Raw genomic sequence first — 14,627 nt, forward strand, 5'->3', positions numbered from 1 at the left:
GTGCCGCGATCACTGAGTGCTTTCTCCGCTCTTGATTCAAGTCAAGCCAACGTGGGTGCAGATGCCCGCCCACTCGTCCGAAGAATCGCTCAGGGAGGACGCGGGTTACGAATTTTGTCCGGCGCACAAACGCGCCTAGACGGCGGGCAACACGAATCAGTGGTTTGTCACCCAAACGGGCAACGCGACGGTCAACATCCCGCAGACAGCGCACTAAGTACAAACCGGAGGCGTCGTGAAGCCCGGTAGTGTTGATGCATACGCGACGTTTACGATGAGTTACCAATAAGCGGAAGTTGCCATGGTTGCGATAAGCAGCCGGTGATAAAAAAGCTCGTCTCTTGTGACGGGCACTTCCATTTTCTGCTGCGTTAAGGCGATTTCGACGCCGCGGTTTTCGATCAGAACGCCATATCGAATGCCACTTCGCCCTGCACGCCAACCTGATAGGCCGAGACGCGGCGTTCGAAGAAGTTGGTCACTTCCTGCACGTCCTGCAGATCCATGAAGTCGAACGGGTTCTTGGCGCCGTACTTCTTGGGCAGGTCGAGCTGGGTCAGGCGCTGGTCGGCACAGTATTCGAGGTACTGACGCATGTCCTTCGCCGACAAGCCGGCCACGCCACCGGAAAGCACGTCCTCGGCGAATTGCGTTTCGCAAGCGATCGCCTCTTCCAGCATCTCCTCGATCTGGCTGCGCATGGAGTCGTCGAACAGGTCCGGCTCTTCCGATCGCACAGTGCGTACCACGTCGAACGCGAAAGCCATGTGGCAGCTTTCGTCACGGAACACCCAGTTGGTGCCCGATGCCAGCCCGTGCAGCAGGCCGCGCGAGCGCAGGAAATACACGTAAGCGAACGCAGCGAAGAAGAACAGGCCTTCGATACAGGCCGCGAAGCAGATCAGGTTGAGCAGGAACTGGCGGCGAGGCTCGCGCGTCTCCAGTCGATGCAGGTTCTGCACCGAATCGATCCACTTGAAGCAGAACTCGCCCTTCTGGCGGATCGAGGGAATCGTCTCGATCGCGTGGAAGGCCTTGTTGCGCTCGGTCGGATCGGGAATGTAGGTGTCGAGCAGGGTGAGGTAAAACTGCACATGCAGTGCTTCCTCGTACAGCTGGCGCGACAGATACATGCGCGCTTCCGGCGCATTGATGTGCCGGTACAGGTTAAGGACGAGATTGTTCGCCACGATGGTGTCACCGGTAGCGAAGAACGCGACGAGGCGATGAATGAGGTGGCGATCAGCTTCCGACATCTTTGACTTCAGGTCGGTGACGTCGAGCGAGAAATCCACTTCCTCCACCGTCCAGGTGTTCTTGATCGCATTGCGATACATCTCGTAGAACTCGGGATAACGCATGGGGCGCAGGGTGAGTTCGAAACCGGGGTCGAGGATGTGTTGGGGGCGGTCGGGCTGGGTGGACATGGGGTTCCCTTGCATCAGTGACGCACAGCCGCAGGCCGTCGCCATTCGGTTTTGTTCGTCATTCCAGCGAAAGCTGGAATCCAGTGACTTCCTGCTCTTCGACGGCAAGTGTCGGCGAAAGGCGCTGGGTCCCAGCCTTCGTTGGGATGACGAGCCAGGAGGCGGGTGCGAATAGGTTTACTGGCAGGCTTCGCAATACTCCGGATTCTCCAGCGAACAGAACACGGCCGCCGTCGCCTGCTCCTGATCCGCAACAGGCGCAGCCTTCGCCGCTGGCGCCGAAGACACCGTCGTCTTGGCGATCTTGGTGGCCGGACGCGAACGCAGGTAATACGTGGTCTTGATGCCCGCCTTCCACGCATACATGTACATCGAGCTGAGCTGGCCGATATTAGGGTTTTCCATGAACAGGTTCAGCGACTGGCTCTGGTCGATATAGGCCCCACGTGCAGCACCAAGATCAATCAATGCCTTCTGCGGTAGTTCCCATACCGTGCGATAGATGCTGCGCAGGCGCTCCGGGATCGCAGTGATGCCCTGGATCGAACCCTCGGCCAGCTTGATGGCGTCGCGGACTTCACCGGTCCACAGGCCGAGGGTCTTCAGTTCCTCGACCAGGTAGCGGTTCACCACCAGGAAATCGCCGGACAGCGTCTCGCGCTTGAACAGGTTGCTCACCTGGGGCTCGATGCATTCATAGCAACCGGCGATCGACGCGATGGTGGCGGTGGGTGCAATGGCGATCAGCAGCGAGTTGCGCAGGCCCTTGGCCTTGATCGCTTCGCGCAAGGATTCCCAGCGGGCGCTGTCGTGCGGCTGCGCGTTGCTCCAGTAGTCGAACTGCAGTTCGCCGTTGGCCGCACGGCTCTCGGCAAATCCGGGATGCGCGCCTTGCTGTGCCGCCAGTTCATTCGACTGCGACAGCGCGTGGAAGTAGATCTCTTCGGCGATGCGCGTGGACAAGGCCAGTGCTTCGGCCGAGTCGAACGGCAGGCGCAGTTTGAAGAATACGTCCTGCATGCCCATCACGCCCAGGCCGACCGGTCGCCACTTGCTGTTGGCGGTCTTGGCGGTGTCGATGGGGTAGAAGTTGAGATCGATCACGCGATCCAGCTGGCGCACCGCGGTGCGCACCGTGGAGGCGAGCTTGTCGAAATCGAACACACCGTCGACCACATGGCGCGCCAGGTTCACCGAACCCAGGTTGCACACGGCGGTTTCCTCGGCCGAGGTCACCTCCAGGATCTCGGTGCACAGGTTGGACAGGTGGATGACGTTTTCGGGGCGCGCGGTCTGGTTGCTGGTGGCGTTACTGCGATCCTTGAAGGTGATCCAGCCGTTGCCAGTTTGGGCCAGCGTGCGCAGCATGCGCGCATACAATTCGCGCGCCTTCACTTTCTTCGCGGCGAGGCCGTTGGCCTCGGCTTCGCGGTAAGCGTTCTCGAAGGTCTCGCCCCAGCTGTCGACGAAGTGCGGCACGATCTTGGGGTCGAACAGCGACCAGTCGCCGTCGCTCTCGACGCGGCGCATGAATTCGTCGGGAATCCAGTTGGCGAGATTGAGGTTGTGAGTACGGCGGGCTTCGTCGCCGGTGTTGTCACGCAGCTCGAGGAATTCCTCGACGTCGGCGTGCCACGGTTCCAGGTAGACGCAAGCTGCACCCTTGCGCTTGCCGCCCTGGTTCACGGCGGCCACCGAGGCATCCAGCGTCTTCAGCCACGGTGTCAGGCCGTTGGAATGGCCGTTGGTCCCCTTGATCAGCGAACCGCGCGAGCGCACGCGCGAATAGGCGAGGCCAATGCCGCCAGCGAACTTGCTGAGCTTGGCCACGTCGGCGTATTTGTTGTAGATCGACTCCAGCGAATCGGATGGCGAGTCGAGCAGGAAGCACGAGCTAAGCTGTTCATGCGCGGTGCCGGCATTGAACAGCGTGGGCGAACTGGCGATGTATTCCAGCGACGACAGCAGGCGATACAGTTCCAGCGTCTCGCCGATCTCGTTGCCGCCCAGTGAGCACGCAATACGCATGAAGAAGTACTGCGGCGTCTCGATCACCTTGCGCAGCTGAGGATGGCGCAGCAGGTAGCGGTCGTACACCGTGCGCAGGCCGAAGTATTCGAAGCGGCGCGAGGCGAGCGGATCGATGGCGTCGTTGAGCTTGCGCGCATTGGTGGCGACGAAATCGCGCAGGCGCGCATTCAGGATGCCAAGTTCGGCGCCGCGCGCGATGGACTGCGAGAAGCTCTGGATTTCCTGGCCGCTTACTTCCTTGTCGACATAAGCGCTGAGCAGGCGCGCGGCCAACTGGCCGTACTCGGGTTCTTCGGCGGTGAGTGCGGCGGAGGTGCGGATGGACAGTTCGTCCAGCTCGCGCGTGGTGGCGCCGTCGTACAGGCCGCCAATGGTCTTCAGCGCCACGCGCAGCGGATCGACGCCGTGCAGGCCTTCGCCGCTGCGAGTGACCGCGCGCACGATCTTGTTGACGTCGACGATCTCCTGGCTGCCGTTGCGCTTGGTAACGCGCATCTGGCCAGGGTTATGCGGTGGGGTCAGGGCAAACGGCGCGTCGTCGCCGCCTTGGGCGGGTGCGATGGGCTGGGGTGCTTCGGCCACGACGGCCTCGGCAGGGAAAACGGCGGCGTCCGCGCGGTCGTCAGTACGCTCGCGCGAGGTGGTATCGATAGGTTGCATGCAGCATCGCTCCGGGCCTGGTCATCAACCGCCTGCTCCCGCGCGCAGGGCTGAAATAGTGCGAGTCCACGGACGGTCGACCGACAGGGCATGCCGCCCTGCGCATCGACGCGCCTCCCCGCGGAAGCCGTCACCACGCATCGCGGCGCTCAGGCCACGATGTGCCGGCAGGTCTTCGGACTCGTGGACATGGGTCTTGCGACCCGGCCTACTTGCTCCCGCTTCCCAGCCGCTGAGGGCCAGTGCGATGGGGGCTTTCGTTTCCACTTACCGCTGCGGGGCAGTTCCGGATTTGCACCGGATTCCCTATTAAGCCAATCCGACCGTAGGTCTGAGAGAGGCACCGACCAGCACAACATATCGGGCTAAACCAGGCCGGTCAACCCAATAGATTGTGGATTAGGCGGTGGATAAGCAGGAAAAAGTGAGGCGGTGGCGGGGGTTATCGGCCCAGCAGGAAAATTTCCTGGGGCTCTGTTCAATGGCTCCACAGGAAGGACGGCAGCAGGCCGAAACGCCACTTCGCCTGAGTCGTCATCCCCGCCATCGCGGATGACGGCTTGCTTCGACGATCGCCCTGGGATTTGAAGCAGAGTGCTTGGCTCAGCTCGGCCGGCTGGCGAGGATGTCGGCGAACGTCGCGGCGAAACGGTGCACGTCCCCCGGCCAGCGAGCGGAGACATAGTTGCCGTCGCGCACAACGAAGGCCGGTCTGCCATCCGTAGCGCTGTCACGCACCAGGCCGGAGGTCTTGCGTCGATAGTCTGGAACGTCGCGAGGCACATCGAGGAAATCTTCAGGCCTGGCCAGTGCGCGCGTCACTTCCTGCTGCACCGACATATAGCCCGCCGGCTGCCCGGGACCATCGGGATACGTGCGGTAGTAGTCCGGGTCCCAGAAGCGGGTGATGCGGGTGATCGACCACGCGGATTTCTCCAACGCCCAGGTCAGCGCGGTAGTGCGTCGGCCATGCAGCACGGAACGACCATCCGCACCGCGGCTGCGCGCAGCGAGCACCACGCCATGACAGATCGCGGCGACCGGTTTGTCGGCGCCGAAGAAGGCGGCAACTACATGCTGCAGCTGCGAGCTTTCGAGATATACACGCACGCCACGCGCGCAGTGGCCACCGGGAAGCAGCAGTCCATCGAAGCCAGCGGTCTCGACGTCATCCCAGCGCAGCGGCGCGTTGAAGGCCTGATCTTTCAGTAGCGCGGCGTAATCGCGACGCGCAACCGCATTGGCGCGCAATAGACGGCCAAACGCGGTCAGCTTGCGCAGGCCCGGGATCCAGCCCCACAGATCCAGTCCTTCGCCACTGATCATGATCGGGTCCGCGCTGGCCGTCTGGCCGTCTGGCGTGGCAAACGTCACCTGATGGCCTGCCTGGGTAAGCACGCGCCACGGCACGGCGACTTCGCTGGGGTCGAAGTCCTGGTGCGGCAGGGGGATCAATACGTGGGCCATCAGGTGTACTCAGCTTCCAGCCAGCGATGTGGCCAGGCGCGGCCCGGTGCCAACCTGGTGGAGTGCTCCGTCTGGGATGGCGTCAGGAGCCTCGGAAAGCAGGGTGCGGTCCTTGACCCAGGGCACGTCTTGCTTGGGACCGGGTACATAGATGTCCCAATGACCGTATTCCGACGCCGGTGACTGCTGTTCGCCGAAGGCGTGAAGATCGAAACTGACGGGAACACGCACCAGCCAATAGGGCGCATCGGCGTCTTTACCCTTCGTCGGGATATCGTAGGTCCATTCTCTGGCAGCGTTGAGCGCAGCGCCGGCTAGGCTCTTGCGATACCGATCCATGGCCCATTTGTCGCCGTAGGCACGCAGGTTGACCTGTTCGGCGAAAGCATCTTGCACGCGGCCATCCCGGTCGATGCGCAACAACAGGAAGACCGTGCCCGATACCCGCGCATCGATGGCCATCGGCGGGTACTGGGGTTGCCGCCTGGTCTTGAATTGGATGCGCTCGTCCTTGGCGCCCTTATCGTCGCCGAAAGTCGCGGCGATGATGCTCACCGATTCGTGTTGCGCGTCGACGGCCTTGGCGAGTACGCGCACGCTCATGCTCTCATTCAAGACAGCCTCGGGCGTGGCAGCAAACTGAAATTTCCAGGAAGGGATATTTTTCCGGATGAGCTCGGTGACCGCCGGCGGTAGCTTCTCCGCCTGATCGAGCACATAGCCTTTGACGCTGCCGTCCGGACTGATCTGCACAGCACCCTTCACGAGCATGCTCGCCTCGGCGATCTTCCGAACATTTTCCGCCTGTGCGTCCGGTGTCGCGCACGACAGCCACACACTCAACATGCCCACCAGCAAAAGCCTCATACCGAATCCCTCCGTTGGAATGCACGCAGTCTAGCTTTACGGGGGCGGCATTTAGCCTTCCAAGGCGGGGCCAGTCGCCAGCCGGGGGCGTGCCATGGTTTTCGAATGGGTCGAACAGCCCGCCACGACCTTAAAAGTGTGATGGTCATCACATTTGGTATGCTACGGTGATGATTCCGAATGCTTTTGTCGGCGTCTTCGGAAGGTCGGTGCCTGGTTTCCGACCGAATGTCGTGGGGATTCCACGGCCAAGGAGGGCGGCAGCCTTCTGCGGGAGTGCGGTGCGTTATGGCGCAGGCCCCCGTGGTATCGGAGTTCCGGTACCGCGCCTTCATCAGCTACAGCCACCAGGACAAGTCCTGGGTCGACTGGCTGCACAAGGCACTGGAAACCTATCGCGTGCCATCGCGCCTGGTCGGCCAGCAGACGACCGCGGGGACGATTCCGCGGCGTCTTGCGCCCATCTTCCGCGACCGCGACGAACTGGCCAGCGCCACCGACCTGGGCCGCAAGGTCAACGAGGCACTCGGGCAATCCGAGAACCTGATTGTGATCTGCTCGCCGCGTTCGGCGACCTCGCGCTGGGTGCAGGAGGAAGTGCTGGCCTTCAAACGGTTGGGCCGTAGCGAACGCATTTTTTGCCTGATCGTCGATGGCGAACCCAACGCCAGTGATTGGCCGGGCCGGGGGGCCGAGGAGTGTTTTGCGCCGGCGCTGCGCTTTCAGCTGAATGCCGACGGACAGCCGACCACAACGCACACCGAGCCGATCGCAGCGGATGCGCGCGCAGGCAAAGACAGCCGCAGCACGGCCAAGCTGAAATTGATCGCCGGCATGCTCGATATCGGTTTCGACAGCCTGCGGCAACGGGAGCTGCATCGCCGTCATCGCCGTATGACGGCGGTCACCGCAGCGGCACTGGTCGTGATGGCGGTAACCACGGTCCTGGCGATCAGGGCAACGATTGCGCAACACGCCGCGGATGTGGCCAGCCAGGTCGCGGAACGCCGCCAGAAGCAGGCCGAGGATCTGGTCGACTTCATGCTTGGCGATCTCAACGACAAACTGCAGGAAGTGAAGCGTCTCGACATTATGGCGGCCGTTGACGACAAGGCGATGGCGTATTTCACCTCGTTGCCGGTCACGGATGTCACCGACCAGGCTTTGGCGCAACGCGCCACGGCGTTGCAAAAGATCGGCCGCATTCGCGAGGAACTGGGTCATATGCCCGAAGCGATGGTGTCTTACCAGGCCGCGGCGAAGCTGACCTCCTCGTTGGCTGCTGCCCATCCCACCGACGTGCCTCGTCAGCTCCAGCACGCGCGCATCTTGACCTTCATTGGGCAGAACCAGTGGTTCCAGGGACAGCTCGACCAGGCGCAGGCGAGCTTTGAATCGGCGCAAAACGTATTGCAGCAGGCCGAACCCCATGCGGCGAACGATCTCGTGCTGCAGTTTGAGCGGGAGATGATCTACAACAATCTCGGCCATGTACTGGAGACGCTCGGTCGCCTGGACGAAGCATCGGTGCAGTACAAGAGCGCGCTGGAACTGTCGAGGAAACTAGTGGCAGCTAATCCCGACAAGACCGAATGGGCGGTCGAACTCGGTGGTGCGCACAACAATCTCGGCAAGCTGGCGCTCCTGCACGGAGATCTTGTGACTGCCATTGTCGAGTATGCCAAGGACGACGCCATCGAAGCCGAATTGGCGGAGCGAAACCCCAAGGACAATGAGCAAAGCGACGCCATGCTCACGGTGCGGGCCATCCTGGGGCGCACGCTGGCCTTGGCCGGTGATGACGAGACCGGCATGCACCATTTGCAGCAGGCGGTGCAGATGGCGAACGCGTTGGTGAAGCTCGATCCCCACAATAGCGGCGCTCAGGACGACCTTGCCCACTACGCTCAGCAACTGGCCCGGCTGAAACGCCTCAACGACGATCTGCCTTCGGCGCAAGCCCTGACCGCGCAGTCGCTATCGATCTATGCCGAGCTGGTTCGCGAGAGCCCCGCCGACACAAGGCTGCAACGAGAGCTGGCCGAAGCGCGGACGGAACAGGCCGCCGAATTCCTCGCCGCCGGGCAGGTAGATCCGGCGCGTGCGCAGGTGCAGGCGGCACTCCACGCACTGCTTCCTTTGCGGCAACAACAGCCGCATGACCGCTCGACCTTGTTGGCCACCATGGCCGCGCAAGTGTTGCTGGCCAAGGTCACTACCGATCCGGCGGCCGCCGCGCAGCTACGCAGTGCGGTGGTCACTGCGGCACAGGCCCAGCCAAGCGGTCGGGGCGATCCTCGACTGCTGGCGTTACAGGTGGAGGCACTGCTTGCACTGGGCAGCAAGGGCGACGCGGAGCCGCTGATCCGGCAGTTATGGAACAGCGGCTATCGCGATGCGGGGCTGCTGGCTTTATTGCAACGCGAGCGCATCGCTTATCCGGTCAATGCGACGGTTCAGCAGCAGCTGCTGGCGGCAACCAGCAGAAGCGGTCGCTGAAGTATGAACAGGGCAGGCAGGGAGCACGGAAGCATCCACAGGCACGGGGAACCAACCTCTCACCCATAGGAGTTCACCATGGAAAACCATAGCGAGCAGCATGTCGTGTTGAGTGTCGAGCTTAGGTACGATCTGAGCGAATGCGACGACGATAATATGCTTGTCATCGACAATGGCGATCACCATCGGAGCTTTCGCAGACTGGAGAACCCCGATCACATGCATACCATCACCTGGAGGCTGACGGGCAACGCCATTGATGGCGAGTTCTGTGCGCTTGACGACGACGAACACCCTGGCTTCGTCTGGCTCATAAGGAAGCCTGATGCAAGAGTCTTTCACCATCTGCAGCTGAAAGGCGGCAAAACGTTGGAGATACACAATCACCACATCGACAAGAGCAGCGAAGGTACGTGGTACTACCAGCTCTTTGCACGTTTCGGTGACAGGGTGTACGGCGTGCCTTTGACATGCGTCGCCGGGGGCGCGAATAGCCCCAATCCGTCAATCAAGAATAACTAGCGGCTTCCGGCCAACACGGGCAGGGACGCCGCCAAGCCTCCGGCCGCGGCCCAAACGTCACGACTTGGAATTCGCCGGGATGACCCGATAAGAAAGGGACGGCACTCGCCGCCGCCGGAGCACCGGCGGTGGCCGTTTGTCACGGCTTGATATTCCATGTGAACGGGTGCGCCAGTACTGCTTGCCCGGGAGGTTCGAGATGGCTTTCTTTGCTCGGCATGCGACCGGACTCAGGCTTGAGCGGATGCAGGCGTCTGCGCAGTACGTTGGCGCTGGCTTCGTCAATACTTACCCCTCGAGCACGCCGCTGGTGCGCGAGAACCGACCCTCGCTGACCGACTTTGTCTTTGGCGGCGAAGGACGCACGCCAGGTCAGCCGTTGCCCGCGCTCGATCCGCGCGGCGCCTGGACACAGCCCGTTGAAACGGGCTTGCGCGCCACCTGGCTGGGCCATTCGACGGTGCTGCTGGAGATCGATGGTCAGCGCGTGCTGACGGATCCGGTGTGGGGGCAGCGCGCGTCGCCGTTCTCCTTCTTCGGGCCCAAGCGCTTCCAGCCAGTGCCAGTCGACATCGCGCAGTTGCCGCCATTGGACGCGGTGCTCATCTCGCACGACCACTACGATCATCTCGATTACCCGAGCATCCGGGCACTCGCTGCCATGCAGGTGCCTTTCGTTACTTCACTGGGCGTGGGCGTGCATCTGGAAGCGTGGGGCGTGCCGGCGGAGCGCATCACCGAACTCGACTGGTGGGAGCACGTCGTATTGCCGGGTGGGTTGACGATTACCGCTGCGCCTTCGCATCACTTCTCGGGGCGCGGACTGCACGATCGCAACGCGACGCTGTGGTCGTCGTTCGCCTTGCGTAGTGAGCGGCATTCGGTATTTTTCAGTGGCGATACCGGCCTGTCCCCGGCCTTCGCCGAGATCGGGCAGCGGCTGGGGCCGTTCGACCTGGTGATGATCGAAGTCGGTGCATTTCATCCTTCCTGGGGCAATGTACATCTGGGTCCGGACAATGCCCTGGAAGCGTGGGCCCAGTTAGGTAGCGGTCGTCTTCTCCCGGTGCATTGGGGCACGTTCAATTTAGCCATGCATCCCTGGGCCGAGCCGGCGGAAGTGTTGTTCGCCAAGGCACCCGAAGGCCTGCTGATGCCGCGTCTGGGCGAACCGGTGGAACCGGCTCAGGTGGAAGGCGTGCAGCCGTGGTGGCGGGGTGTGGCTCCCGGCCACTGGCAAGGCCCGGCGCTCGAGGCAGCCGAATTCCTGGCTCTGCGGACGAACGACTAGGCTTTCGCTTGGCTGGCGCTTTACCGCCGCAGGCTCACGCTCTCAAAACCAGGGCTTCGAGATTCAATGCGAGTTCGCTTCCTTTGAGGCGCTGAGAATGTCGCCACCCCGCGGAACTTGGACCAGCGCGGCGGTCGCCAAGGTCGATGATCGGGCAGCTGGGAGCGCGAAGGTCTGCATTGCTCCGTTCCATGTTCCAAGGTGAATGAGTTCGCGCACGACGTTGCGATGCTGCAGCGTGCGGCCGCTGTTCTCGCCTGCACCAATGCGAACCTCGAGCATGTGCGGGTCATAGCGCACCAACCACACATCACACGGTACGGGCGGCTGGCCAGCACCAACGACGAGTTGACCCTGGCCCCATTCGATCGACGGACCGTTGCTGTTGGCATGCGCTATGGCATCGGCGAGCTGTGCGCGATCCGTTCCCACGATGTCAGCGTGACCATTGATATAGATTTGAGGCGTCCAGACGTTGCCGTGCTTGTGCGCGCGCGCGTAGTCCCACTGCCGTTGCGTATAGGCGTCGCGGGCGAACGTGTCCTTCCAGCCGAGGTCATCCCAATAAGTCACGCCGAAAGACAGCGCCAGAATGTCTTGCTGTCCGGCGATCGCATTGAGGTTGGCTTGCGCGGGTGGACACGACGAACATCCCTGGCTCTGGAACAGCTCCACCACCACAAGGCGTTGTCGCTGCGGTGACGACGAGTCCTGGGCCTGGCTCAGCGCCGTGAAACCGAGCAGCGCGACAGCGCCAAGTAGCGTCTTGAGCAGACTGCCGAATGTCATGGCCATGCAGCTCTCCGGGCAAGGGCGAAGCTTAGGGAGGCAAATAGCTTACCCCTACGCAATGGCTTCGCCGCATCCCTTGCACCGGTTACACGGCATGCCCACATGCACAAGCAAGTTGTCATTGGGGCGAATTCGACATGGCGCCGAACCAGGTACACGACTTCGGCGTGGCCGCATCAGCAGATTGATCTGGGAGTGCAGGGGGTGAAGTCTGGCTAAGTGTCCAGACGTGCCGGGGGCATGATCCCGCACCGGCTGAAGAAGCGATGGATGGACGGGTAATGCTTATCCGTCTTTACCATGCGACTTCATGGAGCCGCACGCCGCGCTCATGGCGGCGTACTGGCAAGGCGTTCGTACCGACTTAGCGCCGGAAACGTGTGTTAGGTGCCAGCGGCTTTGACGGAGCCGTGCCCGAGTGGTTCGGCTCGCGTGCAAACTGGTTCGTGGTCTTGTAGCTGACCCGCGAGTCTGCCGTCTTGTTTGCATTTGCGTTTGGGTTTGCGTCTCGTGCGGTTTTCACTTCCGCACCGCTGTAAACGCTATGGATATTGGCGAGGGAGAGTGCTTTAGGAAACGGATTCATTCGGTCGCTCTGAGTTGAGCCTGATCCTGATGATCAGGGTGAATCATCGTTTCGAAACCTCGATAGCTGAGGCGCTAAGTGCGGCGGGCACGCGCAGCGAATGCATAAAGGCATGAGCGGCGGGCACCCACACGTTCTTCTACCATACGCTAGTTGGCCGGCGGGTCAAGCGCTTTTCGGCGGTGTCGCCCCCGTGTGCCGGTGCGATTTCAGTGCATTCGGTGGTACCAGAGCACCTCACTGCCAAGCGGAGTGAGCGAGACCTTGGATCGGCCAAGCGTCACCAACTTCTCCTTGAGCAGGCAGCGCAGGTCGCTCGGGTGGCCGACTGACCCCAAGGATAGGGGGCAGTCATGGTCAATCCCGCGCAGTAGTACCCACTGAGACAGCGTCAGGGTTGCCGGGTGATTCATGCGTTTCTCCGCCAGTGAAGCGTGAGCTTCATCCAAGAGGGGCCGGCGGCAGCCGCGGTCGCGGCATCTGCAAGGCTGAATCTTCAAACGATCTGCCGGCTTTGGACGGCCAAGCGGACCTCCTGTCTCTCTGCCGCTGTTCGGCCTTGCCGTTGCCGTTAGGGCCGGCCCTTGATGGATCGGATCAGCTTGAGACGGCGCGCCTTCTCTTCCGCCTTCCTGTTGTCCTGGGCCATCAACAACGACTGTCGCCGCGTCAAGGGTATCGGTATCGGCTCCGCAACAGGTGCCATATAACCCATGCGGCGCGCCATCCCACGGGCGCGATCCACCCAGCTATCGAAACGGAATTGAAGCTGCGACCTTGAAGTCGAGTGCGCCATCATGTGAGGACCTTGGTCGACGGCGGCGATCGTCAGGTAATCGCCGTTACGTACCAACGACGACGTTGCGCCGGATGGCATTAACAGGCTGTGATGAAGCGCGTACGCAAGGTCGACGCAGTACGCCCCTCGTCGGCTTTGCCCGAGGCGATCCATGCATGGAAGTACCACGCACCACGGCCATTAGCCGCACGATCAGGGCGCACCCCGACATCGGAATGCGCCCTTGCGTGGTTCGGTGTTCGATCAGCGGAGACCGCCACCCGCAAACAGGTGTTCGCCAGTCAGCCAGGCCGATTCGTCTGAAGCGAGGAACGTGACAATCGAGGCGATATCGTTCGGCTGGCCAATGCGGCCAAGAGGCGTGTTGGCGACGGCGTGCGATTCGAATTCGGAGCCGATGAAGCCTGCGGTGTGTGTGCCTTCTGTTTCGACCATGCCGGGATTTACAGCATTGACGCGAATTTTGCGCGGGCCAAGCTCGCGCGACAGCACGCCGGTAATCGCGTCCACGGCGCCCTTGGTGGCGGTGTAAACCGAGCTTCCAGGGGGCACGATGCGGGTAACCAGCGAACCGATATTGATAATGCTGGCGCCTTCGCCCAGATGTCTTGCCGCCGCCTGCGTGGTCAGCAGCAGGCCAAGTACGTTGACGTTGAACTGCTTGTTGAAATGGTCTTCGGTAATGTCTTCAAGCGGGGCAAACTCGTAGACGCCCGAATTGTTGACCAGCACATCCAGCTTGCCGAAGTGCTTGATGGCGGCGTCGACGATGCCTTTCGCATCAGCGGCCTTGGAAACATCACCGCCAACGGCCACCGCCTTGCCGCCGGCCGCGGCAATCTCGGCAACGACGGCGTCAGCGCCAGCCTTGCTCGACGCATAGTTCACGACCACCGATGCACCGGCGGCGGCGAGCGACTTGGCGATGGCGGCGCCAATGCCTTTGGATGCGCCAGTGACGATGGCGACCTTACCTTTGAGCTTGCTCATGACGTGTTCCTTTGAGGGGGTGGGGCACAATCTACTTCTATAGTTCGCAACATAGGAACTACAGAACTAATTATCAAGTGCTGCTAAAATCGAAAGATGAGGCCTCTGACCCACCCATCGATGGAAGACATAACCGTGGAGGGCATCCTCCATGCGCTATCCGACCCCGTGCGCGTGGCGATCTTTGCGGAGCTGGCCGGCTCCGCCTGTGCCCACACCTGCTCGAACTTCCTGCAGGTGAGCGACCGCAGCATTCCGAAATCCACGCTTTCACAGCATTTCCGCGCATTGAGAGAGGCGGGGTTGATACGCAGCGAGCGGCATGGCGTGGAAATGCACAACAGCTCTCGTTGCGAAGAAATCGAACGGCGCTTCCCGGGCTTGCTTGCCGCGATCATGAATGCGCACCGCATTCAGTCCGCGGGCCGCTCGCGTGCCGCGAAACGACACGCTGCCACGCCGAAGGCGAAGGCGGGATGATGTCGGTGTCGCGTACTGATCTGAGACGGTGTGCAACGTCGCGCCTGGCAACGCATCCGAAATGAAGCGGGCATCTAACCGACTTTGTAAGTGGCCAATGCCGACATAAAAGATTTTCCGGTCACGGCATTCTGCCTACGTCTGATCGGTTCCTCTGTGAGATCCAGACGCTATGAGCCAGTCCTCCACCCCCTAGAATCGGCTCATCGGCCCCCC

General features: G+C 61.8%; 11 protein-coding genes and 1 riboswitch. Of the genes, 4 read left to right on the forward strand and 7 right to left on the reverse strand.

Annotation, left to right across the window (positions count from 1 at the left end; translation table 11 throughout):
• Window positions 1–401 precede the first annotated feature (401 nt).
• From OUZ30_RS01795 to OUZ30_RS01810, 4 genes are all read right to left on the reverse strand, one after another.
• A complete protein-coding gene (locus tag OUZ30_RS01795; RefSeq protein WP_266180448.1) occupies window positions 402–1,427 on the reverse strand; it encodes a ribonucleotide-diphosphate reductase subunit beta in 1,026 nt (341 codons plus the stop codon).
• Window positions 1,428–1,604: 177 nt separating this feature from the next.
• Window positions 1,605–4,118 (reverse strand): ribonucleoside-diphosphate reductase subunit alpha, encoded by a 2,514-nt coding sequence (locus OUZ30_RS01800; protein ID WP_266180449.1) that lies wholly within the window; start codon window positions 4,116–4,118, stop codon window positions 1,605–1,607.
• Window positions 4,119–4,267: 149 nt separating this feature from the next.
• Window positions 4,268–4,485: riboswitch (cobalamin riboswitch) on the reverse strand.
• Window positions 4,486–4,721: 236 nt separating this feature from the next.
• Window positions 4,722–5,585 carry a type 1 glutamine amidotransferase domain-containing protein gene (locus tag OUZ30_RS01805; protein ID WP_266180450.1) on the reverse strand — a complete coding sequence of 288 codons (864 nt, stop codon included), beginning with the start codon at window positions 5,583–5,585 and terminating at the stop codon, window positions 4,722–4,724.
• A 9-nt stretch (window positions 5,586–5,594) separates the two neighbouring features.
• Window positions 5,595–6,452: an energy transducer TonB gene (locus OUZ30_RS01810; RefSeq protein WP_266180452.1), complete on the reverse strand. Its 858-nt coding sequence runs from the start codon at window positions 6,450–6,452 to the stop codon at window positions 5,595–5,597.
• A gap of 288 nt (window positions 6,453–6,740) precedes the next feature.
• Here OUZ30_RS01810 and OUZ30_RS01815 point away from each other — a divergent pair, with 288 nt between their 5' ends.
• From OUZ30_RS01815 to OUZ30_RS01825, 3 genes are all read left to right on the forward strand, one after another.
• Entirely contained in the window at window positions 6,741–8,951 is a 2,211-nt protein-coding gene (locus OUZ30_RS01815) for a TIR domain-containing protein (RefSeq protein ID WP_266180453.1), read from the forward strand.
• Between the two features lie 78 nt (window positions 8,952–9,029).
• On the forward strand, window positions 9,030–9,473 hold the full coding sequence (locus tag OUZ30_RS01820) for a hypothetical protein (RefSeq protein ID WP_266180454.1): 444 nt from the start codon (window positions 9,030–9,032) through the stop codon (window positions 9,471–9,473).
• Window positions 9,474–9,672: 199 nt separating this feature from the next.
• A complete protein-coding gene (locus OUZ30_RS01825) occupies window positions 9,673–10,764 on the forward strand; it encodes an MBL fold metallo-hydrolase (RefSeq protein ID WP_266180455.1) in 1,092 nt (363 codons plus the stop codon).
• Window positions 10,765–10,827: 63 nt separating this feature from the next.
• On the opposite strand, the gene OUZ30_RS01830 is transcribed toward OUZ30_RS01825, so the two are convergent.
• The 3 genes from OUZ30_RS01830 to OUZ30_RS01840 all read right to left on the reverse strand — a co-directional run bounded on the left by OUZ30_RS01830 (window position 10,828) and on the right by OUZ30_RS01840 (window position 13,931).
• Window positions 10,828–11,559, reverse strand: coding sequence for a DUF1223 domain-containing protein (locus tag OUZ30_RS01830; protein WP_266180456.1), 732 nt, complete (start codon window positions 11,557–11,559; stop codon window positions 10,828–10,830).
• A gap of 1,154 nt (window positions 11,560–12,713) precedes the next feature.
• Window positions 12,714–13,094 carry a hypothetical protein gene (locus tag OUZ30_RS01835; RefSeq protein WP_266180457.1) on the reverse strand — a complete coding sequence of 127 codons (381 nt, stop codon included), beginning with the start codon at window positions 13,092–13,094 and terminating at the stop codon, window positions 12,714–12,716.
• 90 nt (window positions 13,095–13,184) lie between these two features.
• Window positions 13,185–13,931 (reverse strand): glucose 1-dehydrogenase, encoded by a 747-nt coding sequence (locus tag OUZ30_RS01840; RefSeq protein ID WP_266180458.1) that lies wholly within the window; start codon window positions 13,929–13,931, stop codon window positions 13,185–13,187.
• Window positions 13,932–14,027: 96 nt separating this feature from the next.
• Between OUZ30_RS01840 and OUZ30_RS01845 the strand changes: the two genes are divergently transcribed.
• Entirely contained in the window at window positions 14,028–14,411 is a 384-nt protein-coding gene (locus OUZ30_RS01845) for an ArsR/SmtB family transcription factor (protein WP_266180459.1), read from the forward strand.
• Window positions 14,412–14,627 lie beyond the last annotated feature (216 nt).

The sequence above is a fragment of the Dyella humicola genome (assembly GCF_026283945.1).
GTDB classification, from domain to species: domain Bacteria; phylum Pseudomonadota; class Gammaproteobacteria; order Xanthomonadales; family Rhodanobacteraceae; genus Dyella; species Dyella humicola.

Bases quoted from the DNA above. Each gene is read 5' to 3' on its own strand.
- OUZ30_RS01825 (WP_266180455.1), top strand. From the start codon at position 9,673: ATGGCTTTCTTTGCTCGGCATGCGACCGGACTCAGGCTTGAGCGGATG.
- OUZ30_RS01845 (WP_266180459.1), top strand. From the start codon at position 14,028: ATGAGGCCTCTGACCCACCCATCGATGGAAGACATAACCGTGGAGGGC.
- OUZ30_RS01800 (WP_266180449.1), bottom strand. From the start codon at position 4,118: ATGCAACCTATCGATACCACCTCGCGCGAGCGTACTGACGACCGCGCG.
- OUZ30_RS01795 (WP_266180448.1), bottom strand. From the start codon at position 1,427: ATGTCCACCCAGCCCGACCGCCCCCAACACATCCTCGACCCCGGTTTC.
- OUZ30_RS01835 (WP_266180457.1), bottom strand. From the start codon at position 13,094: ATGGATCGCCTCGGGCAAAGCCGACGAGGGGCGTACTGCGTCGACCTT.
- OUZ30_RS01805 (WP_266180450.1), bottom strand. From the start codon at position 5,585: ATGGCCCACGTATTGATCCCCCTGCCGCACCAGGACTTCGACCCCAGC.
- OUZ30_RS01840 (WP_266180458.1), bottom strand. From the start codon at position 13,931: ATGAGCAAGCTCAAAGGTAAGGTCGCCATCGTCACTGGCGCATCCAAA.
- OUZ30_RS01830 (WP_266180456.1), bottom strand. From the start codon at position 11,559: ATGGCCATGACATTCGGCAGTCTGCTCAAGACGCTACTTGGCGCTGTC.
- OUZ30_RS01810 (WP_266180452.1), bottom strand. From the start codon at position 6,452: ATGAGGCTTTTGCTGGTGGGCATGTTGAGTGTGTGGCTGTCGTGCGCG.
- OUZ30_RS01820 (WP_266180454.1), top strand. From the start codon at position 9,030: ATGGAAAACCATAGCGAGCAGCATGTCGTGTTGAGTGTCGAGCTTAGG.
- OUZ30_RS01815 (WP_266180453.1), top strand. From the start codon at position 6,741: ATGGCGCAGGCCCCCGTGGTATCGGAGTTCCGGTACCGCGCCTTCATC.